We start from the raw sequence: 22,169 nt of genomic DNA, 5'->3' as shown, positions 1-22,169 counted from the left end.
CGGACGCGTCTTCCTCCCCGATCCTGCGGCGGGCGGTTACCCGACCCGCGGCGGTTCACCCCTTCCGGGGGACCCGGGTTCACCCAACCGGCGACGACGATGGCGCTGAGCTGGACGAACGCGCCGCGGATTCCACCCGGTCACCCCTCCGCGCGGTTCGGTGGAAGGGGAGGGCCAGCGGAGGTCGGAGGTACGAGTGGGACGGGTCGGGACAGTTGCCGCATTGGCCGGCGCCCTCGGGGTGGCGGTGGCCGGGGTCGCGCGTACCGTCGTCACCCGGCATCGGGCCCGGCGCGCCGGATGTCCGGGACGGTGGCAGGTGGTCACGGTCGACCGGTCACCGGAGCAGGTGCTGCCGTCGGCGGTCTGGCCGGAGCCACTCCGCCGTCTCGACGGCGCCGTCGAGGTCGCGGTGGCGCGTGCACCGGGCGGTCGGGGCACCGAACTGGCGGCCCGGGTACGACCACACGCCGTCTGGCCCGGACTCTCCGCGCACCTGCTGGGTGACGACCCCGGCCTGCTGGTACGACGAACGTTGTGGCAGGTCAAGCAGCTCGCCGAGACCGGTGAGGTGCTTCGCGCCGACCGTACTCCCGGCGAGCGTGGGCCGGTGGTGCCGATCGCCGCCACCGGGTCGCCGTCGGAGGGGTCGCCGCGGTGAGAGCGTTGTGCTGGACCGCCGGCGGCGAGTTGACCGTCTGTCAGGTGCCCGATCCGGAACTGCGCAACGACCACGATGTGATCGTCCGGGTGCGGCGCAGCGCCACCTGCGGTGCCGACCTGCCGTTGCTCACCGGGCAGGTGCCAGGTCTGGCCCCCGGTGACGTGCTCGGCCACGAGTTCCTCGGCGACGTGGTCGAGGTGGGCGCGGGAGTACGCCGGCACCGGGTCGGCGACCGAGTGGTGGTCTGCGCGTCGGTGGCCTGCGGTGCCTGCTGGTACTGCCGGCGAGGGTTGCCGTCGTGCTGCGACAACGGCAGCACCGATCCGGTCGGCAACGAGGCGCAGTGGGGTCACCCGGTGGCGGGCTGTTTCGGCCAGCCTCGGGCCGCAGGGGGCTTCGCCGGCAGCCACGCCGAGTACGTCCGGGTGCCGTACGCGGACGTCGGGGCGTTTCCGGTACCGGAGTCGGTGGGCGACGACCGGGCCGTGTTCGCCTCGGACGCCGCACCGGCCGGCTGGCTGGGTGCCGAGGCGGGCGAGGTGCGTCCCGGTGACGTGGTGGCCGTGTGGGGTGCGGGCGCGGTGGGTCAGTTGGCCGCCCGGGCGGCCTGGCTGCTGGGCGCCGAACGGGTGGTCGTCGTCGACCGGCACCCCGCGCGGCTGCTGATGGCACGGCAGCACGTCGGCGTGGAGACCATCGACCGGCGGGACACCGACGTCACCGCGCAACTGCGGGAGTTCAGCGGTGGACGGGGACCGGACGTGTGTGTCGAGGCGGTCGGCGGGCCCGCCGGTGAACACCTGTCACTCGCCGACCGGTTCACCGGCCGTGCCCGGTTGCCGGAGGCGGTCCGGGAGGCGGTGTACGCGTGCCGCAAGGGTGGCACCGTGTTCGTCCTCAACAACGGTGCCCGCCACGTCGACGCGTTCCCGGCCGGCACCGTCGTGCACAAGGGGCTGACCGTGCGCGGCGGACGCCAGCACGGCCAACGCCACATCCCCATGCTGCTGGACCGGATGGCCCGCGACGAGCTGCGTACCGAGCACCTGGCCACACACCACTTCCCGCTGGACCGGGCCGCCGAGGGGTACGCGTTGTTCCGGGACCGGCCCGACGAGTGCCTGCGCGCGGTGTTCACCCCACCCTGACCAGCGCCGGGCGGATCGGCGACGACGGTGGCATGATCGCGGGATGGCTGCTCAACGGTCGTACGACGTGGTGTTGTTCGGGGCGACCGGGTTCACCGGCGGGCTCACCGCTCGCTACCTGGCCCGGCACGCGCCACCGGGGCTGCGCTGGGCGATCGCTGGGCGCAACCCGGAAAAGCTGGCCGCGGTCCGGGACCAGCTGGCCACGATCGAGCCGGCGCTGGCCGGGTTGCCGCTGCTCACCGCCGACGTCACCGACCCGGCCTCGCTGCGTGCGGTGGCCGACGACGCCCGGGTGGTGGCCAGCACCGTCGGCCCGTACGTCCACCATGGAGAGCCGCTGGTGGCCGCCTGCGCCGCCGCCGGCACCGACTACCTCGACATCACCGGTGAGCCGGAGTTCGTCGACCGGGTGTACCTACGCCACCACACCGAGGCGGTACGCACCGGCGCGCGGCTGGTGCACGCCTGCGGCTTCGACTCGATCCCCCACGATCTCGGGGTCTGGTTCACGATCAAACGCCTCCCGGCCGACTCCGCCATCACGGTCGACGGGTACGTGCGGGCCGGCGGACGGTTCTCCGCCGGCACGTACCACTCGGCGTTGACCGCCTTCGCGCGTACCGGCGAGGCGTCGCGCGCCGCCCGCGAACGCCGGGCCGCCGAACCCCGCCCGGCCGACCGTCGGGTCCGGGCCGTGCCGGGCCGACTGGGCCGCTCGCGGGACCTGCCCGTCTGGGCGGTACCGCTGCCGACCATCGACCCGCAGGTGGTCCGCCGCTCGGCGGCGGCCCGCCCCGAGTACGGCCCGGATTTCCGCTACCGGCACTTCGCGGCGGTACGGCGGCTGCCCACGGTGCTGGCCGCCGGTGCGGGGCTCGGTGCCGTGCTGGGGCTGGTGAAGCTGCCGCCGACCCGACGCTGGCTGCTCGGCCGGCTCGCCTCCGGGCAGGGACCGAGCGCCGAGCAGCGGGCGAAGTCGTGGTTCTCGGTGCGGTTCGTCGGCGTCGGAGGTGGACGACGCGTGGTGACGGAGGTGGCCGGCGGCGACCCCGGCTACGACGAGACCGCGAAGATGCTCGCCGAGTCCGCGCTCTGCCTGGCCTGCGACGATCTGCCGGCCACCTCCGGCCAGGTCACACCGGTCACCGCGATGGGCGACGCGCTGCTGCACCGGCTCACCGCCGCCGGCATCACCTTCCGGGTGCTGAAGGAGCAGTCGGTGGCTTGACCCTCGACCAGGTCGAGGGGGCAGGATCGGGTCGTGAATGGCGACCTGCGCAGCATCGGTGAGCTGGCCCGGGCCAGTGGGCTGACGGTGAGCGCGCTGCGGTTCTACGACGCCGCCGGGGTGCTGGTCCCGGCCCGGGTCGATCCGGCCACCGGCTACCGCTGGTACGCCGACGACCAGGTGGCACCGGCCCGGCTGGTGGCCGGGCTGCGCCGGATCGGCCTGCCTGTGGCCGAGATCGCCCGGGCCGTACGCGCAGAGCCCTCGGTGGTGCACCGGCTGCTCGACGCGCACCTGGGACAGCTGGCCGACGGACTGGCCCAGGCGCGTCGCGAGGTCACCCGGATTCGTCGCCTGCTCGCCGACGATCAGCCCTTACTGGCGACCCGGCTCGTGCTGACCGGGAGCGAGTTGTCCGCCGCCGTGGACGCCGTCCGCTTCGCCGTCGGCACCGACCCGACGCTGCCGGGGCTGGCCGGCGTGCTGCTCGAGGTGACCGAGGAGGAGGTGCGGCTGGTGGCGACCGACCGGCACCGGCTGGCGGTGGCGACGGCCGGCGCGACGGTGCAGGGACCAGGGGTGCGGGCGCTGCTGCCGGTGGCCGCGGTGGACCGGCTACGCCGGCTAGCCGGCGACGCGGGGGCCGGCGAGGTGCGGCTGACCCTGATCGGACGGCAGGTGGTCGTCGACGTCACCGGATCCCGGATGCGGGCGACGACCCTGACGGACGACTTCCCCGACTACCACGCCCTGCTGCCCGCCGCGACCGGCGGCCCGGCCCGCCGGGTGCCGATCGACGCGCCGTGGCTGGTCGACGCGCTGCGCTCGGGTACCCCGGCGGTGACCCGCAAACACGCCGGCAGCCACCTGCCGGTGACCGTGCTGGGGCTGGGTGGCCCGGACGAGGTACGTCTGCTCGGCCCGGACGAACTGGCCGACGACCGGACCGGTCGGGCCGGCACTGAGCTGCGGGTCGGCGTCAACGGCGGTTATCTGCTCGACGCGCTGCACGCAGCGGGTGGCCCGCGCCTGGTGCTGGAACTGGACGGACCGGTCACTCCACTGGCCATCCGCCGGCCCGACGACCCGGCCGCCTTCTCCATTCTGATGCCGATCCGACTCTGACCGGTCGTCCGGAACCACCGGCTCCGGGTTGGGTCGGGTGCGGGAGGCGGGGCGATTCGGGCACGACGGTAGCATCTGGAGGTCCACCTGAGCCCGGACGGAGGCGTACGGAGCAGCATGCTCGACATGGAGTTGATCCGGAAGGATCGCGACGCGGTGGCGGCCGCGCTGGCGAAGCGGCTCGACGCCGCCGAGGTCGACCGGGCGCTGGAGGAGATCCAGCAGCTCGACCGGGAGCGCCGCCGGCTGATCAGTGAGATCGACGGGGAACGCCAGCGCCGCAAGGCCGAGGCTCGGGCGTACGCACAGGCGAAGCGGGCCGGTGTCGAGCCGCAGCCGACCTCGGAGACCGGCCGCAAGCAGGTCGCCGAGCTGGAGACGGAACTCGACGAGGTGCAGGCGCGGCTGCGTACCACCATGAGCGAGTTGCCCAACCTGCCCGCCGAGGACGTGGTGCCGGGCGGCAAGGAGGCCAACCGGGTGGTGAAGACCTTCGGTGACCCACCCGCCATCGAGAAGGTCCGCGACCACGTCGAGTTGAGCCGGATGCTGGGCCTGGTCGACCACGAACGCGGCGTCAAGCTGGGCGGATCCGGCTTCTGGATGTACACCGGAATGGGTGCCCGGCTGGAGTGGGCGCTGATCAACTGGCTGATCGAGCGGAACATCGAGGCCGGGTACGAATTCCTCCTCCCGCCGCACCTGCTGCTGGACAGCGCCGGTTTTGCCGCCGGCCAGTTTCCCAAGTTCTACGACGACGTCTACCACCTGGACAAGCAGTCCGCGCCACGCGGCCAGTTCCTGCTGCCGACGGCGGAGACGGCGATCCTCGGGGCGTACCAGGACGAGATCCTGGAGACCGCGAAGCTGCCGCTGAAGGTGTTCGCGTACACCCCGTGCTACCGGCGCGAGGCCGCCGGCTCGCATTCCGACGAACGGGGCACCGTCCGGGGCCACCAGTTCAACAAGGTGGAGATCTTCCAGTTCACCCTGCCCGAGCAGGCCGACGCCGCGTTGGAGCAGATGGTCACCCACGCGGAGAGCCTGGTGGAGGGGTTGGGGCTGCACTACCAACGCAGCCTGCTCGCCGCCGGTGACTCCAGCGCGTCGATGCGCAAGACCCTCGACATCGAGGTGTTCATGCCGAGCACGGGCAAGTACAAGGAGGTCTCGTCGGTCTCCTGGGGTGGTGACTACCAGGCCCGCCGGGCGGCGATCCGCTACCGCGAGCCGGGCGGCAAGCAGACCCGCTTCGTACACACGCTCAACGGTTCGGCGCTGGCCACCAGCCGCCTCTACCCGGCCATCCTGGAGCAGTTCCAGCAGCCCGACGGATCGGTCCTGGTGCCGGAGGTCCTCCGCGACCGCCTGGGCACCGACCGCCTAACCCCTCGCTGACCGGCGCGCCGGCGTTCCCGGCCGGCGTTCCCGCCGCCGCCCGCCGCCCGCCGCCCGCCGGCAGGCGCGGCTAGCCGTCGGCGCTGCGCGTCGGCTCGGTGCGCGCCGGCTCGGTGCGCGCCGGCTCGGTGCGCGCCGGCTCGCTGTTAATAAGGGGCCCTTTCTCTACCGCAGGCGTTAACAAGGTGCCCTTCCTTCTCAGCAGGGCGGTGAGGAGGAGGGCGGCGAGCAGGGTGGTGAGGGTGATGGGGCCGGCGGTGTCGATGGTGTCGGCCAGCCAACGCTGGACGCTGGCGGCGGTGGTGACGAGCGGGTCGGTCAGGGCATCGCGGTTGCCGGCGGCCAGCCGCACCTCGTACCAGCCGTACCAGGCGACGTAGCCGCCGGCGAGCAGCAGCACCAGGCCGCTGAGCCGGGGCGCCCAGGCGCCGGCCCCGCGCAGCCGGGCCACCACCTCGCCGCGCACCAGCGCCACGCCGAGCGCGGCCACCGCGACCACCAGCCCCATCCCGAGGGCGTACGCGCCGAACAGCGCCAGCCCGCGTGCCGTCGAGCCGGTTTGGAGGCTGGTCACCACGGTCGCCAGGAACGGCGCGATGGCGCAGCCCAGCGAGGCCGTCGCGTAGGCCATCCCGAACAGCACCATCGACGGCAGTGAGCGGGTCACCCGGGGGGCCCGGGCCAGCGGGCGCAGGGTCGGTAGCCGCCGGCCGGCGAGCAGCCAGCACCCGAGCAGCACCAGCAGCAGGCCCAGCCCCACGGTGAACCAGGGCAGCCGGGGACGCAGCCAGCCGGCGATCGGGGCCAGCGCCAGCCCGAAGGCACCGAACACCAGGACGTACCCGAGGGTGAGCGCGCCCGCGGCGGCCAGCGCCCGGCCGACCGCGCTCCGGGTGTCGGTGGTGCCAGCGACCAGCAGCGACAGGTACGCCGGCAGCATCGCGAAGCCGCACGGGTTGACCGCGCCGAGCATGCCCGCCGTCAAGGCGAGCAGCAGCGGCGCTTCCATCAGGCCGCCAGGGCGGTGACCCGGCGGGTGAGGTCCTCGCCGTCCAGCCAACCCTGGTGAATCACCCGTCCGTCCCGGTCGATGATCACAAAGGTGCTCTGCTCGACGACCCCGAAGCGCCGCCAGAGCGTCCCCGCACGATCCTCGATCTGCGGCATCGGGCCCAGTTCGAACTCGGTGACGAAGTCGGTCATCGCCTTCCGTTCACCGAGCCCCGCGACGCCGATGATCGGCACGGTCGCCCGGAAGCCCGGCTCGATCTCGGCGATCGTCCACGCCTGGCTGGCGCACGAGGCGCACCAGGGCGCCCAGAACCAGAGCACCGCCGGCCGGCCCGCCAGGGAGGCCGCGTCGAAGGCCGCGCCGTCCAGGGTGGTGCCGGTGAACCGCAGGGTGTCCGGCACCGGCCCGGTCGGACCGGTCGACGGGGACGCGGCGGACGGCGCACCGCCGGCGGGCGGGGCAGCCTCGGCGTCCGGTCCGGTGCCGCATCCGGCGGTGGCCAGCACGGCGGCGAGCAGTGCGGCCGTGACCGCACCGGTGGGCCGTAGCGTCGATGTAACCGACCCCATCCGCGTCTCCTTCGGTCCGCTCGCCCGTCACCCGGGCAGCCATGCCGCCACGATCGGCGGTACTCAGGCCTTGGTCAGCCGCAGCGCCAGCTCCGGACAGACCTTGACCGCCTTCACCGCGCCCTCCCGCAACCAGGTCGGCACGGGGGTGGGCGGGAAGGCCGGGTATCCGTTCTGGTCGAGCCGGATGAAGTCCGGCACCACGTGGGCGCAGAGACCGTGCCCGTCACAGCGGGACCAGTCCAGAACCAGCTTCTGCGGGTCGGGATCGGGGGCACCGGGCAGGCCCATCATGCCCTTGACCCGCCGACCACAGCCCTCGCCGGTGGTGTGCTTCTTCAGGTCGTCGGCGAAGACCTCCATCGCCGAGAGCGCGAAGCGGGACGTACCGTCGGGGTGGCTGCACGCGCCACGGCCCTTGACGTCCCCGGCGGCGGCCCGGACGACCTCCACCGGCGCGCTACCGGAGACCGCCAGGTCGACGGCGCGGGCGAGGTCGGGCAGCCCTCGCTTGCACGGACCGCACTGCCCGGCGGACTCGCCGGCCAGGTAACGGACCACCTGCGCCGCCTCACCGAGCGGGCAGGTGTCGTTGGCGAGCGGGACGATGATGCCCGCGCCGAGCGTGCCACCGACCGCGGCGAGTCCCTTGCGGGAAACCTCGGCCTTCTCCGCCGCCTCCCGGGTGATCCACTTGCCGTGGTAGCCGCCCATCAGGATGCCGGGGCCGTCCGGCACCTCGCACAGTTCGAGGATCTCGGCCAACGGGGTGCCGGCCGCGCACTCCACCACCGCGTGCCGCTTCGCCGCGCCGGTGACGCTGAGCAGCACCGTGCCGGGCTCGTCGTCGGTGCCGAGCGCCGCGTACTCGTACGGCCCGAGTCGGGCGGCGATCGCCATCTGGGAGTACGTCTCGGCGTTCGACAGCAGGGTCGGCAGCCCGCCGACACCGGAGTCGCTGGAGCGCTTCTTGGTGCCGGGCGGGATGTGCGGCAGCCCGTTGATGCCGTTCACCAACGCGCCACCCTCACCGCTGATGAAGCGGTGCGGCACCGTCACGACGCTGGTCGGTGCCGGCATCCGACGCTCGTCCAGGGCCTCCAGCAGGGAGTCCCGGCCCACCAGGTCGTCGGCCACGCAGAGCACGATCTCCTCGGCGTCCAACGCGAACGCGGCCAGCGCGGCACCGTCGAGGATCAGGTGCGGTGCCCGGGTGAGCAGGACCTTGTCCTTCCAACTGGCCGGTTCACCCTCGGTGGCGTTGACCACCACCACGGGGGGCAGGTCCTGGCGTTCGCAGGATTCCAGCACCGCCCGCAGTTTCCTGGCGAACGGGAAGCCGGCGCCGCCCTTGCCCTTGAGCTGGATGCCCTCGGCCAGACGCAGCAGGTTGGACGGTTCCATCGGGCTGATCGGACCGTGCACCATCTCGTGGGCGCGCAGGTCGAGGCGACCGAATTCGGCGAAGCCCGCGGTGAGCCGGGGCTCACCGACGGCGGCCACCGGGGGCACAGTGGTGCGCATCGTCATTTGGCCTCACCTCGCAGCCCGGCCCAGTAGGCACCGTCCACCGAGTCCGGGTCGGCCTTGCGGCGACGCCGGCTCTCCGCCGACGAGGCCCGACGGGCACGCCGGGAGGCCAGGTCGACCAGGGTGGGAGTGTCGTCGTCGACGACGTCCTCGTCTGGGGTGTACCGGGCCGGCGGACGCCAGTAGTCGGTCTCCGCCTCCGGCAGGTCGTCCTCGGCGCTGTGCCGCCCACCGCCGCTGCGGGGCGCGGCCGAGATCGGCGAACCGGAGATGGGCGCACCGGAGATCGGGTCGGCGGAGATCGGCGCGGTCGACTCCCACCGGCGCGGGCTGTCCCAGGGCTCCTCCGCCTCGTCCTGGACGCGCTGCGGCGGAGCTGAGTACCGGCTTCCGACCTCGGACCGGGACCGGCGGGAGCGGCCGCCGTACTCCTCCTCGTCCTCGTCGCGTCGGCGACGCACCGGCGCCTCGTACTCCATCAGCTCCTCGTCGCGACGGGAGGCCCGGCGGCCCACCGGCTCGCGCTCCTCCTCGCGCCGTGACCGGCGGCGGGGCGATTCCTCGTCGCGGCGCGACCGGCGGGCCACCGGCTCCAGGTCCTCCTCGACCCGCGCCGCACGTCGCCCGCTTCTCTCCAGCTCCTCGTCCCGGCGCGACGTGCGCCCGCTGACCGGCTCCGCATCGCGACGCCGCCGCGCCACCGGCTCCAGCGCCTCGGTCTCCCGGCGCACGACCCGCTCCAGTTCCTCCTCCTCGCGACGCGAGGCACGCCGGACGACCGGCTCGAACTCCTCGTCGCGGCGGTCCCGTCCGGCCCGGACGGGCTCGCCCAGGGTGCCCGGCTCGGGCACCACCGGCACGGTGAATCGTTCCGGGTCGTTGCGCCGGATGGTGGGGCTGGCCCAGGTTCCGGAGGTGCTGTCGGCCCAACTGGTGTCGCGACGGACCCGCTTCTCACGGCCGTCGTCGACCTCACCGCGTCGGCCGGTCAGGGTGCCGAGCAGAGACATGCTGCGGGTCTCCTCGGTGGACTTGCTGCCGCTCATGACCTCGTTGAGGACGGCCGCCTGCTGCTGCTCGCGACTGCGCCGTTGCAGGGTGACCGAGAGGCGGACCATCAGGGCGAGCACGACCACCACCACGCAGGCGAAGTAGCTCAGGCTCACCCAGGTGGCGGGCGGGCGGCCGGCGAGGAGACCGTGGAAGATGGCGAACGGCCAGGAGACGTACGCCATCGAGTGCAGGGCACGCCACACCCACTTCGGACCGACGTCGGCGAAGCGGGCCCGGATGATGCCGGTCCAGAGCACACCCACCATGAGCAGCGCGGCGATGGTGCCGAGCCCGACGTAGAGGCCCCGGCCACCGACGAACGGCACGGCGGCGTCGGTCACCCCCGCCCGACCGCTGACGACCTTCGTGATGACGTGGAAGACCAGCCCGGCCACGCCGAGGATGCCGGTGGCCCGGTGCGCGGACTGCATCAGCACCCGGTGCCGGATGAGCAGCACCAGCCGGTCGGTGGCGAGCAGTCCCATCATCACCGTGAGGCTCAACGCGACCAACGCGATCACGCCGGCGAAGAACTCGGTGAAGAAGAAACCCATCGCGTACATCGTCTGGCCCGCGCCGGTGAGCATCGTCAAGGCCCACAACGCGGCGAGCCCGGACGCGGAGAGTGCCATGATCTGGCCGCGGGACCAGACCCGGATCCCTCGACTGCTGCTGCTGGTACGGACGGCAGCCGTCTTCTCGTTCTGCGTAGCCCGGGCCATCTGCTCCTCGATCGTCTCGCGGCGGCGCACCGCCGGCCGACCCTGTTCCCCACTCCAGTACGCAGCGCGGCTCCGGTCGGATCAGTGTTCGAGGAAAAAATCTCGACGACTTGTCGAACCGCCCCGCGGCGTGGCGCGTGTAGCACCCGCGCCACTGGCCACCCGCATCATCGCATTGACAGTGATTGAAATGTGCTTGTAACCTTTCCGAAACTTTCAGCGTTGCTTGCAAGATGCGAGCAACCCGCACCACCATCCCCCATCCCCCGGCCCCCTGGAGCACCCGATGCATCGACGTCGACTCCGCCCGGCGATCCTCGCCCTCGCCGTGATCGCCGGTCTCCTCGCCCCTGGCGTGGTGACCGCACCCCCCGCCGCTGCCGCGCCGAGCGGCGGCAAGAAGGTCATCGCCAACCTCTTCGAGTGGAACTGGCCCTCGGTCGCCAGCGAGTGCGGCAGCACCCTCGGCCCGAAGGGCTACGGCTTCGTCCAGGTGTCACCACCCCAGGAGCACGTACGCGGCAACCAGTGGTGGGTGGCCTACCAGCCGGTCAGCTACCGGATCGAATCCCGCAAGGGCACCCGCGCGCAGTTCAAGTCCATGGTCGACGCCTGCCACGCGGCCGGCGTGAAGGTGATCGTCGACGCGGTCATCAACCACATGTCCGGTCAGGCCAACGGCGGCACCGGCTGGGCCGGCTCGTCCTACCAGCACCACGTCTACCCCGGCATCTACCAGGCGCAGGACTTCCACTACTGCGGCCGCAACGGCAACAACGACATCGTCAACTACCACGACCGGTACGAGGTGCAGAACTGCGAGCTGGTCAACCTCGCCGACCTGAAGACGGAGTCCGACTACGTCCGGTCCCGACTGGCCGCGTACCTCAACGACCTGCTGTCACTCGGCGTGGACGGCTTCCGGCTGGACGCCAGCAAGCACATGCCGGCGGCCGACATCGCCAACATCCGCAGCCGGCTCAACCGGTCGGCGTACATCGTGCAGGAGGTCATCTACGGCGCGGGCGAGCCGATCACGCCGAACGAGTACACCGGCAACGGTGACGTGCACGAGTTCCGCTACGGCAAGGACCTGGCCCGGGTGTTCCGCTCCGAACGGCTCGCGTACCTGCGCAACTTCGGTGAGGGCTGGGGCCACCTGCCCAGCGGCGTGGCCTCGGTCTTCGTGGACAACCACGACACCCAGCGCGACGACGGTGGGGTACTCACCTACCGGGACCGGGGCAGCTACGCCCTCGCGAACGCCTTCATGCTGGCCTGGCCGTACGGCTCCCCGACGGTGATGTCGAGCTACACCTACAGCAGCCGGGACGCCGGCCCACCCTCGGACAGCAACAACAAGACGCGCAACACGGTCTGTTACTCCGGCTGGGAGTGCGAGCATCGCTGGCCGGTGATCGCGAACATGGTCGGCTTCCGCAACGCCACCGAGGGCGCCGGCGTCAGCAACTGGTACGACAACGGCAACAACCACATCGCCTTCAGCCGGACCGGCCGTGGCTTCGTCACCATCAACGACGAGGGCTCGGCAATCAACGGCCGCTCCTACTACACCGGTCTCCCGGCTGGCCGCTACTGCGACGTCATCCACGGCACCTTCACCAACGGCACCTGCTCCGGCCCGGTCATCACCGTCGACGCCAACGGCTGGTTCGCCGCCAACATCCCCGCCCACGACGCCATAGCCATCCACCTCAACGCCCGCCTCCCCTAAACCCCCACCCCCCACCCCCACCCCCCACCCGTCCGCGTTGATCATGAGGTTATTGCCCGGATTGGAGATCAAAAAGGACAATAACCTCATGATCAACCTTGAGTGGTCGGGGGTTTTGGGGGGTTTGGGGTGCTTGGGGGGGGTAGGGTGGTTGTGTGGGTTTTTTGGGGTCTAGAGGGCGGCGGGGGGTTGCCGTCGGGCTCGGTGTGGCGGTGCTGATGGGTGGGGCGGCGTACACCGGGTGGGCGTTGACTCCGGCGACCGCCCCCGCGCCGGTCGTCGGGCCCACGGGCGGGCCGGAGGCGCCGATCGCGGACGTGCGGCCGTCGCCCGACGTCGAGCGGGTGCCGGCCGCCGCACCGGCACCGGACGGGCTGCCAGAGATCGACTACGATCCGGCTCCCGCCGGCTTTCCCGATGATCCGGACACCCTGGACACCACACCGCTGACCCACGGTCTGCATCCGACCCGCAAGCTCGCCGCGTACGACGCGCCCGGCGGCCGGCCGCTGGCCTTCCTGATGCCGACCATCAGCGAGGTGGAGTTGACCGTGCCGATCGCCGGCCGCGAGTCCGGTTGGACGGCGGTACTGCTCCCCTCGGCCAACCGCAAGCTGGCCTGGCTGCCCCCCGGCGGCTTCCGCACCGTCGCGCTACGCGACCAGATCGTGGTGGAACGGAGACCGTTCCGGCTCACCTGGTACCGCGACGGCACCGCCCAACGGTCCTGGCAGGTCAGCCTCGGTCAGCGTGGTCAGGAAACTCCGCTCGGCCGGACCTTCGTCCTGGGCCGTACCCCACCGCCGGAGTCGGTGTACGGCGGGGTGGACATCTACGCCCTCGGCTCGATCCCCGACGACCTGGACTCCGTGCCGACCGGGCTGCGCGGCGCCCACATCGGCATCCACACCTGGTATCACGACGGCGAGCTGGGTCAGCAGACCACAAACGGCTGCATCCGGTTGACCGCCAGCGGCCAGCGTCTGCTGCTGGAGAAGGTGCGCCCCGGCACCCCGGTGGTGGTCGTCGACGAGCTGCCCGAACCTCCTCCAACCGCCTGAGCGGGCACGGAGTCCGCCGACGGCGCCAGCTTCCGCCAGAGGAACTCCAGTGACATGGCCTCGATGAAGGCGCGCTGCTCGTTGTTGGCTGCCGCGCCGTGCCCACCCTCGACGTTCTCGTAGTACGACACGTCGTGGCCGTGCTCGCGCAGCCGGGCGGTCATCTTCCGGGCGTGCCCGGGGTGCACCCGGTCGTCGCGGGTGGAGGTGACGAACAGGACCGGCGGGTACCGCACCTCACCGCGCACATTGTGGTACGGCGAGTACTCCCGCAGATAGGCCCAGTCCTCCGCCACGTCCGGGTCGCCGTACTCGGCGATCCAGGAGGCACCGGCCAGCAGCCGGTGGTAGCGCCGCATGTCCAGCAGCGGCACGTTCGCGACGACGGCGCCGACGAGCGACGGGTAGCGGGTCAGCATCGCCCCCATCAACAGGCCACCATTGCTGCCGCCCTCGATGCCCAGCATGGCCGGCGTGGTGATGCCCCGGGTCACCAGGTCGGTCGCCACGGCCGCGAAGTCCGCGTACGCCCTCGGTCGGTGCTCGCGCAGCGCGGCCCGGTGCCAGCGCGGGCCGTACTCGCCGCCGCCCCGGATGTTCGCCACCGCGTAGCTGCCGCCGCGCGCCAGCCAACCCCGGCCGATGATCCCGTCGTAGCCCGGGGTCAGGGACACCTCGAAGCCGCCGTACCCGTGCAGCAGCGTCGGCCCGGCCGGTGCGGCCGGATCCCCGACCACGAAGTACGGCACCGGGGTGCCGTCGGCGGAGGTGGCGAAGAACTGACGTACCGCCAGACCGTCGGTGTCGAAGAACGCCGGTGCCCGCTTGAGCGTCTCCGCGCCGCCGCCGAGCCGACCGAGCCGCAGCGTGGCCGGCTGGAGGAAACCCTCCGAGGCGACCAGATAGGAGTCGTCCCGATCCGGATCGGTCTCCACCAGGCAGCTTTCCTCGTCCACCGGCACCCCGGGCAGGGGTTCGCGTCGCCAGCCGTGCTCGCCGGGGGTGAGCAGTTCCAGCCGGCTGCGTACGTCGGTGAGGGTGGTCAGGATCAGGTGGTTGCGGGTCCACGCGGAGCCACCGAGCGACGTGTGCTCGTCGGGTCGGAACAGCACGTCGAAATCTCGCGCGCCGGTGAGGAAATCGTCGAACCGGATCGCCAGCAGCGCCCCCGCCGGATGAGTCAGGTCACCGACCGGCCAGGGCGTACGCGGCTGGACCAGCAGCCACTCCCGGCGTACCCCCCACTCCGCGTCCTCGGGCACCGGGATGCGTACCCGCTGCCCCGCCCCGGTCAGCAGGAAGCTCTCGGAGCGGTAGAAGTCGAGGCTGCGGCTGACGAAGTCACGCTCGAAGCCGGGCGTCGGGTCCCGCCAGCCGTACGCCCCGACGTCCACGGTGGACGCCTCGTAGACGACCTCGGCGTCGGTCAGCGAGGTGCCCCGCCGCCAGCGCAGCACGACGCGTGGGTAGCCGGAGTCGGTCAGCGACCCGGGTCCGAGGTCGGTGCCGATCCAGATGTGGTCGGCGTCGATCCAGCACACGTCGGTCTTGGCCTCGGGAACAGTGAACCCGCCGTCGACGAAGGTCCGGTCGGCCAGGTCGTACTCGCGTACCACCACCGCGTCGGCACCGCCGCGGGACAGGCTGATCAGGCAGCGCCGATGCTGCGGCGGTAGCGTCGTCACACCGCCCCAGACCCAGTTCTCGCCCTCGGTTCGGGCCAGCGCGTCCAGGTCGAGCAGGACATCCCACTCCGGCTCGGGTCGGCGGTACTGATCAAGCGTCGTACGCCGCCACAGTCCGCGGGGATGGGCGGCGTCCCGCCAGAGGTCGTAGTAGAAGCCGTCGCCGCGCCAGCCCGGGTACGGGATGCGGTCCTCCGCGTCGAGCACCTGCCGGATCCCGGCCTGACGGGCGGCGAACGTCGGGCCGCCGGTCAGCGCCGCGACGGTCTCGGCGTTGCGGTCACGAACCCACGTCGTGGCCTCCGGGCCGTCCAGGTCCTCCAGCCAGAGGTACGGGTCATCGCTGTCATCGGTCGAGATCGCCACCCTGGAACTATCGCTGAACCTCGGCGTGTCACTCGACCCGGCGGCTGTCGGCATGGCGACTGGCACGCGCCGGCACGCTACGTCAGCGGGACGGCTGTCGTGTTCCCACCCAGGTGGGAGGTGACGTTCGGCCCTGGCATGGAAACGGGCTGTCGGGGTATGACCAAGACATGAGGGCGAGTTTCCGACTCGGTCGGATCGTGGGCGTGCCAGTCGGAGTCAACTGGAGTGTCCTGGTCATCTTCGCGCTGATCTGGTGGGGGCTGTCGGCCAACCTGTTCCCGCAGTCGTACCCGGACCGGTCGACGGTGGCGTACCTGCTGGCCGGGTTGGCGGCGGCGGTGGTCTTCTTCCTCGGCCTGCTCGCCCACGAGGTGTCCCACGCGGTGGTGGCCAAGCGCAACGGCCTGGGCGTGCAGGGCATCACGCTGTGGCTCTTCGGCGGGGTCGCCGAACTGCGCGGCGAGGCCCGCTCCCCCGGTGCCGAGCTGCGCATCTCCGGGGTGGGACCACTGGTCAGCTTGATCATCGGCGTCTTCTTCGGGGCGGTCGCGACGCTGCTCGCCGTGGCCGGGGTCGAGGGGCTGCTGCTGGGCGTGATGGCCTGGCTCGCCGGCATCAACCTGCTGCTGGCCGTGTTCAACATCCTGCCGGCGGCACCGCTGGACGGTGGGCGGCTGCTGCGGGCGGCGGTGTGGAAGGCCACCGGTGACCGGACCCGCGCCACGGTGGTGGCGGCCCGGGCCGGCTGGGTCCTCGGGCTGGCGCTGATCGGGTTCGGGCTGTGGCGGTTCCTCAGCGGGACCGGCGTCGGCGGACTGTGGCTGGCGCTGATCGGCTGGTTCCTGATCGGCGCGGCCACCATGGAGGAGCGACAGGCCAGGGTGGGCGACGCCCTGCGCGGCGTCCGGGTCGCCGAGGTGATGACCCCGCAGCCGCAGACCGCCTCGGGTGAGCTGACCGTGGCCGACTTCGTGGACAACTACCTCTTCGCGTACCGGCACACCGCACTGCCGTTGATCGAGGACGGTCGACCGGTCGGGCTGGTCACCCTCGACCGGGTACGCGGCGTGCCGTCGGACGAACGGGGCAGCACCACCCTGGCGGCGGTGGCCTGCCGCGCCGAGGACCTGGTGCTCGCCTCCCCCGACGAGCCGCTGACCGACCTGCTGCCCCGGCTCAACGAATGTGCCGACGGCCGGGCGTTGGTGGTCACGGAGGGCCGCCTCATCGGCATCGTCTCCCCCAGTGACATCAGCCGCGCCGTCCAGCGCAGCAGCATGCGCGACCAGCTCAACGCCGGCCGCTGACCGTCGGACGCCGCCGTCTCAGCCGAGGTGGTCGGCTGGCGCGGTCTGCAACAACCAGGCCAACGGCATGCGCGCCTGCTCGACGTAGCGCCCCTCGCCGCCGAGTTCGTGCAGCGTCACTGTCTGCGCGCCGTCCCGGTCCACAACCCAGTACCGGGGGATGCCCGCCGAGGCGTACTCGCGGACCTTCGTCACCGAGTCCATCGCCTCGGAGCCGGGTGACACGATCTCGACCACGAGTGCGATGTCCGCGACAGCGGACCAGACCCCACGGCGGGGAGGCTTACGCCAGACGCTGAGGTCCGGAATCCTGCCGCCGCTTCCGTCCGGGCCGGGAATGCGTACGCCAACGGCCTGGAGCACCTGTTCCGCGGGCCAGCCTGCCATGATCAACCAGGCGAAGAGGCGACTCGCGATCGTCGCGTGCTCCGAGTCGGGTGGCGGCATGACCGACAGGACCCCCTCGGGGCTGGTCTCGTAGCGATGACCGTTCGCATCGGCGGCGTTCATCGCCGCCACGTCGTCGAGCGTCACGACGGCGGGCATGTGCATGCCGACGGCCTCAGCGCTCATGGGCCCATCTTAGAGCGGTGTCCGAGCACGTTGACCTGGCCGCGCCGCGTCGGTTCGCCGGGTCCTCGTCAGCGGGGAAACAGGCGGTCGAACTCCTCCGTGCGGAATCTGCCCTCCGGGTCGAGCCGGGTCACCAGCGCGGCGAAGTCGGCCCAGCGGGGGTAGGTGGCGGCGATCGTCTCGGTCGGCATCGTGAAGACCTTGCCCCAGTGCGGCCGGGGAGCGAAGGGCGCGAGTGCCCGCTCGACCTCGGCGACGACCGGGAGCACCGCCGCCGAGTCGGCGATCCAGGTGAAGTGCACCGCAAGGCTGTCCCGGCCGTACTGCGGGCTGAGCCAGAGATCGTCGGCGGCGACGGTACGCAGCTCACTGATCTGCGTGACCGGGGCGATCAGGTGCGCCACCTCGTCCAATGCGGCGAGCGCGTCGGCGGCCACCGCGCGCGGCAGGTGGTACTCGGACTGCAGTTCTTCGCCGTTGCTCGGGGTGAAGCCGAGCCGGAAGTGCGGCAGCCGCTCGTGCCAGGGGCCGGGCACGCCGAGCTGCTCGGTGCAGTTGACCACCGGCATGCCGGGCACCGGATGCCAGGGGCGGTCGGCCGCCGTGGTGCCGAGCCAGTCCGCCGGGGGCGCGGGCTGGTCCGCGAGCTGCTTGCGCCAGACCTGGGTGCCGCGCGTGGAGCGCCAGTCGGTGAAGACACTGACGCTGTACGCCGAGGCGAGCGCCTCGTCCAGCGCATCGCGTGGCAGGTCGAGGCGCACGTACTGGCGTACCTCGTAGCTGGGCACCACGTCCAGGCTGAGCCGGGTGACGATGCCCAGCGCGCCGAGGGAGACCACCATGCCGGCGTACTCGGCGTCGGTGCGGTCCACGGTGAGCAGCTCACCGGCGGCGGTGACCAGTTCCAGGCCGGCGACGGCGGTGGCCAGGTTCCCGACGGTCTCGCCGGAGCCGTGGGTGCCGGTGGCGACCGCGCCGGCCACCGAGATGTGCGGCAGCGAGGCGAGGTTGGCCAGCGCGTACCCCCGCTCGTGCAGCCAGGTGGCCAGATCGCCGTAGCGCATCGCGGCCGGCACCTCCACCACCCGCCGCTGTTCGTCGAGCCGCACCGTGGCCGGCAACCCGGCGAGCGTGACCAGGTCGCCGGTGGTGTCACCGAGTCGGTTGAACGAGTGTCCGCTGCCCACCGCCCGGATCCGGTCGCTGCCGGCGACCAACTCACGCAGTTCGTCGACCGACGACGGCCGGTGGTGTGCCCGGGCTGCGTACTCGACGTTGCCGGCCCAGTTGCGGTGCGTCGACACTCCCGACCCCCTCTCCACGCCAGCGGTTACCGCCGGCTTCGTCGGGGAACCCTACGCCGATGAGCAGCTACCGTGATCCCGCCCCTCGCGGCGACGTGTACCCCTCCGAGGAGGAGATCGACCCGGCCGGCAGCGGCGTGGAGCCCGCCACCGTCGTCGGCGACGCCCCGGTCACCGGTGCCGGGCGGCAGTGGGCGAGCCAGCCGGATCCGCAGCCCAGCCCCACCCCGGAACCGGTGCCGACGCCGCCACCCACCCCCGGCCCGCCGCCGCGGGTCGAGGCCGGCGCCCGGTCGATCGTGACCCGGCACATGGACGGCTCCGTCCAGGTGGTCACCGACCTCGACGGCGACGGCGTGGCCGACGTGGTGCAGTTCGACCTGGACGGCGACGGGCTGCCGGACGTCACCTACCTGGACCGCGATCGGGACGGCCAACTGGACACGGTGCTGCGTGAGCAGCACCCGGTCTGAACGCTGTCGACCCGTCAGAGCTGCCGCATCACCTCGGCGGCGACCAGGTCCAGGTGGTCCAGGTCGGCCAGATCCAGCACCTGGAGGTAGATCCGTTGGCTGCCGACCGCCGCGAACTGGCCGATCTTGTCGACCACTTCGGCGGGGGTGCCGGCCAGGCCGTTGGCGCGCAGTTCGTCCGGTTCCCGGCCGATCGCGGCGGCTCGCCGGGTCACCTCGGCGTCGTCCCGGCCACAGCAGAGCACCAGCGCGTTGGACCAGGTCAGCTCTTCCGGGGCGCGACCGATGTCGGCGCAGGCGGCGCGGACCCGCTCGAACTGGGCGACCGTCTCGTCGATCGAGACGAACGGCAGGTTGAACTCGTCGGCGTAGCGGGCGGCGAGCTGCGGGGTACGCTTCGCGCCCTTGCCACCGAGCAGGATCGGCGGATGCGGGCGCTGCACCGGCTTGGGCAACGCGGGTGAGTCGCTGACCTGGTAGTGCCGGCCGCTGAAGTCGAACGTCTCGCCCGACGGGGTGCGCCACAGGCCGGTGATCACCGCGAGCTGCTCGTCCAGCCGGTCGAACCGCTCCCCCAGCGGCGGGAACGGGATCCCGTACGCGTGGTGTTCGGCGTCGTACCAGCCGGTGCCGATGCCCAGCTCGACCCTTCCGCCGCTCATCTGGTCGACCTGGGCGACGGTGATGGCCAGCGGTCCGGGCAGCCGGAACGTGGCGGCGCTCATCAGCGTGCCGAGCCGGATGCTGCGGGTGTCCCGAGCCAGGCCGGCCAGGGTGGTCCAGGCATCGGTGGGGCCGGGTTCGCCGCTGACCGACCCCATCCTCAGGTAGTGGTCCGAGCGGAAGAAGGCGCCGAAGCCGGTCTCCTCGGCACGTCTGGCCACGGCCAGCAGGTCGTCGTAGCTGGCGCCCTGCTGAGGTTCGGTGAAGATGCGCAGTTCCATGGGTCGAGCATAGGAACCCGCCGGGTCCGTGCGGCTTGCCCCGTCGATCTAGGGTGGGCCGGTGGACGAGCCGGTCGTGACAGTGGTGGGGCTGCGCGTCGCGTACGGCAGCGTGACCGTGGTGCGCGACGTCGGCTTCGACCTGCCGCCCGGCGGTGCGCTCTGCCTGGTCGGGGAGAACGGCGCGGGAAAGTCGACAGTGCTGCGCTGCGTGACCGGGCTGGTCGAGCCGAGCGCGGGCCGGGTGCGGGTGTTCGGCGCCGCACCGGATGGCACGGCCTCGTTCTGGCGGCGGGTGGTGACCACCGTGGAGCAGCCCAGCTGGTACGCCGGCCTCACCGTCCGCGAGCACGTCGAGCTGGTCCGGCTCGCCGGTGGGGACGACCCGACCGACGGCCGGGTGGACGAACTGCTCGACGTGCTGGGCCTCAACGATCTCGGTGACAGCACCCCGGATCGGCTCTCCTCCGGTGAGCGACAGCGCCTGCTGCTGGCCACCGCCCTGGCCCGACCGGCCGAGCTGCTGGTGCTCGACGAGCCGGAGCAGCGACTCGACTCGGCGATCCGCCCGGTGGTGGCCGGCCTGCTCGATGAGCACCGGGCGATCGGCGGCAGTGTGCTGCTGGCCAGCCATGATCCGGTCTTCGTGGCGGCGCTCGACTGCCCGGTCATCCGGCTGCACAGCGGTGCGCCGATGCCGGACGATCCGGGCCGGCCCCGGCCCGATGTCAGCGCATGACGCGGACCGTCGAACCGCCGACCCGGGTGGCCACGCAGCTGTCCAGCGCCCGACGGGTGCGCCGCTGGGTCCGGCGGCGGCGGGCCGAGCGGGGGCCCGCGCTCTCCCTGGAATCCGCGTACGTCCTGCTGCTGACGGTGGCCGTCACGGTGGCGATGATCGGTCCCCGGCTCGGGTCCGCTCTCTGGCCGGCGGACGCCGCACCGGCGTCGGACCGGTTCGTGGTGGTGGTGCTGCTGGGCGCGGGCGCGGCCGGCCTGGTGCTGCTGCTGCGCCAGATGGGGCCGCTGGTCCTCGGGCGGGGTGAGCTGACCTGGCTGCTGCCGACACCCGTCGGCCGCCGTGGCCTGCTGCTGCCGGCGTTGGTCCGGGTGCTGGCCGTCGGGGTGGTCGCCGGCGCGGTGTTGGCGTCGACCGGGTCCGCCCGGCTGGCCACCCGCCCGGTCACCGGCCCCGCGTTGGCCGGTTGGCTCGTGCTGGGTACGGCGGTCGGGGTGCTCCTCGCGCTGTTCGCGGTGGCCGCCCAGCGGCGCACGACGTACGCCCGGGTGGCGGACGCGGTGTTGCCGGCGCTGTTGGTGGTGGCGGGCGCGACGGTGCTGTTCGCTCGGGTACGAGCGTTGCCGTCGCTGCCCGTGGTGACGGTGCCGCTGCCGTTCGCCCTCGCCGCGCTGGCCGCAGCGGTGGCGCTCACCGTGCTGACCGTGCGTGATCTGGAGCGTTTCCCGGACGTACGGCTGCACGAGCCGTCGCTGACCGTCGGCACCTACCTGGACGCCGCGTACGCCGTCGAACCGTCGTTCGTCGCCGATCTGCGCGAGCGGCGGTACTGGCGGCGCCGGGCGCTGCGGTCCCTGCCGTTGCGCCCTCGACGCGGTCGTCTCGTGCCGCTGCAACACGATCTGCTGGTGCTTCGCCGGCGCGGGTGGCGGTCCGGCTGGTTGTTCGCGACGGCGGCGCTGCCCGCCCTGCTCAGCACCGGTTCCGACTGGCTGCCGGTGGCGACCCTGGTGGTGGGGGCGGTGACCGCGGCCGGGGTCACCCTCGGCGGCTTGCGCCGCGACGCGGCCCAGCCGGCGCTGCTGCGACTGCTCGGGCTGACCGGGCAGCGGGCGGTGGCGATCCGGCTGGTCGTGCCGGCGGTGCTGGCCACCGCCTGGTCCGGGCTGGCGATGCTGACGCTGGGGATGCTGGGCGGCCTGCCGCCTGGGCCCTGGTGGGCGCTGGGTGTGGCGTTCGGTCCGACGGCCGCGATGATCGCGGTACGGCGGGCGCAGGCCGGCCGGATCGACAACGCGCTGCCGTTGCTGGAGACGCCGATGGGCGCGTTCCCGCCCGGCCCGGTGCTGTGGCTGCTCAACGGCTCCGACGTGCTCATGTTCGCGGCGCCCACGTTGCTCGCCCTGCTGGGACCGACGAGCCCCGGCTGGGGGTGGGTCGGTGTCCAGGCCGCGCTTTCCGCCGCCGCTGTCCTGGCCTATCTGTACTTCGGGGTCGATCGGCGTCGTCCGCAGGTGTGACCCGGCA

At 72.4% G+C, this 22,169-nt stretch carries 18 protein-coding genes and 1 pseudogene; 11 read left to right on the top strand and 8 right to left on the bottom strand.

Annotation, left to right across the window (positions count from 1 at the left end; genetic code table 11):
• Positions 1 to 223: 223 nt before the first annotated feature.
• The 5 genes from Vlu01_RS08880 to serS all read left to right on the top strand — a co-directional run bounded on the left by Vlu01_RS08880 (position 224) and on the right by serS (position 5,566).
• A complete protein-coding gene (locus Vlu01_RS08880) occupies positions 224 to 661 on the top strand; it encodes a hypothetical protein (protein ID WP_373307320.1) in 438 nt (145 codons plus the stop codon).
• A complete protein-coding gene (locus tag Vlu01_RS08875) occupies positions 658 to 1,812 on the top strand; it encodes an alcohol dehydrogenase catalytic domain-containing protein (RefSeq protein WP_203996463.1) in 1,155 nt (384 codons plus the stop codon). The genes Vlu01_RS08880 and Vlu01_RS08875 overlap by 4 nt, the downstream gene beginning before the upstream one ends.
• A gap of 43 nt (positions 1,813 to 1,855) precedes the next feature.
• Positions 1,856 to 3,043: a saccharopine dehydrogenase family protein gene (locus Vlu01_RS08870; protein ID WP_203996455.1), complete on the top strand. Its 1,188-nt coding sequence runs from the start codon at positions 1,856 to 1,858 to the stop codon at positions 3,041 to 3,043.
• Positions 3,044 to 3,088: 45 nt separating this feature from the next.
• A complete protein-coding gene (locus Vlu01_RS08865) occupies positions 3,089 to 4,168 on the top strand; it encodes a DNA polymerase III subunit beta family protein (protein ID WP_203997067.1) in 1,080 nt (359 codons plus the stop codon).
• A 117-nt stretch (positions 4,169 to 4,285) separates the two neighbouring features.
• Positions 4,286 to 5,566 (top strand): serine--tRNA ligase, encoded by a 1,281-nt coding sequence (gene serS / locus Vlu01_RS08860; protein WP_203996450.1) that lies wholly within the window; start codon positions 4,286 to 4,288, stop codon positions 5,564 to 5,566.
• A gap of 70 nt (positions 5,567 to 5,636) precedes the next feature.
• On the opposite strand, the gene Vlu01_RS08855 is transcribed toward serS, so the two are convergent.
• From Vlu01_RS08855 to Vlu01_RS08840, 4 genes are all read right to left on the bottom strand, one after another.
• Positions 5,637 to 6,575: a cytochrome c biogenesis CcdA family protein gene (locus Vlu01_RS08855; RefSeq protein ID WP_203996448.1), complete on the bottom strand. Its 939-nt coding sequence runs from the start codon at positions 6,573 to 6,575 to the stop codon at positions 5,637 to 5,639.
• Positions 6,575 to 7,147: a redoxin domain-containing protein gene (locus Vlu01_RS08850; RefSeq protein ID WP_203996446.1), complete on the bottom strand. Its 573-nt coding sequence runs from the start codon at positions 7,145 to 7,147 to the stop codon at positions 6,575 to 6,577. Before Vlu01_RS08850 ends, Vlu01_RS08855 begins: the two co-directional genes overlap by 1 nt.
• Positions 7,148 to 7,210: 63 nt before the next feature.
• Complete coding sequence (locus Vlu01_RS08845; RefSeq protein ID WP_203996444.1) at positions 7,211 to 8,677, bottom strand: NADH-quinone oxidoreductase subunit NuoF family protein; 1,467 nt, start codon at positions 8,675 to 8,677, stop codon at positions 7,211 to 7,213.
• Complete coding sequence (locus tag Vlu01_RS08840) at positions 8,674 to 10,482, bottom strand: ferric reductase-like transmembrane domain-containing protein (RefSeq protein ID WP_239095795.1); 1,809 nt, start codon at positions 10,480 to 10,482, stop codon at positions 8,674 to 8,676. Before Vlu01_RS08840 ends, Vlu01_RS08845 begins: the two co-directional genes overlap by 4 nt.
• Before the next feature lie 256 nt (positions 10,483 to 10,738).
• Here Vlu01_RS08840 and Vlu01_RS08835 point away from each other — a divergent pair, with 256 nt between their 5' ends.
• Positions 10,739 to 12,187, top strand: coding sequence for an alpha-amylase (locus Vlu01_RS08835; RefSeq protein WP_203996442.1), 1,449 nt, complete (start codon positions 10,739 to 10,741; stop codon positions 12,185 to 12,187).
• Between the two features lie 155 nt (positions 12,188 to 12,342).
• Positions 12,343 to 13,248 carry a L,D-transpeptidase gene (locus Vlu01_RS08830; protein ID WP_239095794.1) on the top strand — a complete coding sequence of 302 codons (906 nt, stop codon included), beginning with the start codon at positions 12,343 to 12,345 and terminating at the stop codon, positions 13,246 to 13,248.
• Between the two features lie 38 nt (positions 13,249 to 13,286).
• On the opposite strand, the pseudogene Vlu01_RS08825 reads toward Vlu01_RS08830, so the two are convergent.
• Positions 13,287 to 15,353 (bottom strand): annotated as a pseudogene (locus Vlu01_RS08825) (prolyl oligopeptidase family serine peptidase); the annotation flags it as partial.
• 116 nt (positions 15,354 to 15,469) lie between these two features.
• Here Vlu01_RS08825 and Vlu01_RS08820 point away from each other — a divergent pair.
• A complete protein-coding gene (locus Vlu01_RS08820) occupies positions 15,470 to 16,609 on the top strand; it encodes a site-2 protease family protein (protein WP_203996440.1) in 1,140 nt (379 codons plus the stop codon).
• Positions 16,610 to 16,627: 18 nt separating this feature from the next.
• Here Vlu01_RS08820 and Vlu01_RS08815 read toward each other — a convergent pair whose 3' ends face one another.
• Both Vlu01_RS08815 and Vlu01_RS08810 read right to left on the bottom strand, forming a co-directional pair.
• Entirely contained in the window at positions 16,628 to 17,182 is a 555-nt protein-coding gene (locus Vlu01_RS08815; protein ID WP_203996437.1) for a Uma2 family endonuclease, read from the bottom strand.
• A 68-nt stretch (positions 17,183 to 17,250) separates the two neighbouring features.
• The gene (locus Vlu01_RS08810) at positions 17,251 to 18,486 is read right to left on the bottom strand and encodes a D-arabinono-1,4-lactone oxidase (protein WP_203996435.1); all 1,236 of its coding nucleotides are present in this window, start codon (positions 18,484 to 18,486) and stop codon (positions 17,251 to 17,253) included.
• A gap of 59 nt (positions 18,487 to 18,545) precedes the next feature.
• On the opposite strand from Vlu01_RS08810, the gene Vlu01_RS08805 reads away from it, so the two are divergent.
• Entirely contained in the window at positions 18,546 to 18,959 is a 414-nt protein-coding gene (locus Vlu01_RS08805; protein ID WP_203996425.1) for a hypothetical protein, read from the top strand.
• A gap of 14 nt (positions 18,960 to 18,973) precedes the next feature.
• On the opposite strand, the gene Vlu01_RS08800 is transcribed toward Vlu01_RS08805, so the two are convergent.
• Positions 18,974 to 19,903, bottom strand: a complete 930-nt coding sequence (locus Vlu01_RS08800; RefSeq protein ID WP_203996423.1) for an LLM class F420-dependent oxidoreductase — start codon at positions 19,901 to 19,903, stop codon at positions 18,974 to 18,976.
• Between the two features lie 61 nt (positions 19,904 to 19,964).
• Here Vlu01_RS08800 and Vlu01_RS08795 point away from each other — a divergent pair, with 61 nt between their 5' ends.
• Positions 19,965 to 20,642, top strand: coding sequence for an ABC transporter ATP-binding protein (locus tag Vlu01_RS08795; RefSeq protein WP_203996421.1), 678 nt, complete (start codon positions 19,965 to 19,967; stop codon positions 20,640 to 20,642).
• Positions 20,639 to 22,162 (top strand): DUF6297 family protein, encoded by a 1,524-nt coding sequence (locus Vlu01_RS08790; RefSeq protein ID WP_203996419.1) that lies wholly within the window; start codon positions 20,639 to 20,641, stop codon positions 22,160 to 22,162. Before Vlu01_RS08795 ends, Vlu01_RS08790 begins: the two co-directional genes overlap by 4 nt.
• Positions 22,163 to 22,169: the final 7 nt, after the last annotated feature.

The sequence above is a fragment of the Micromonospora lutea genome (assembly GCF_016863535.1).
GTDB classification, from domain to species: Bacteria; Actinomycetota; Actinomycetes; order Mycobacteriales; family Micromonosporaceae; genus Micromonospora; species Micromonospora lutea.
Note: the sequence above shows the minus strand (reverse complement) of the source record. Positions and strands in the feature narration are given on the sequence as shown.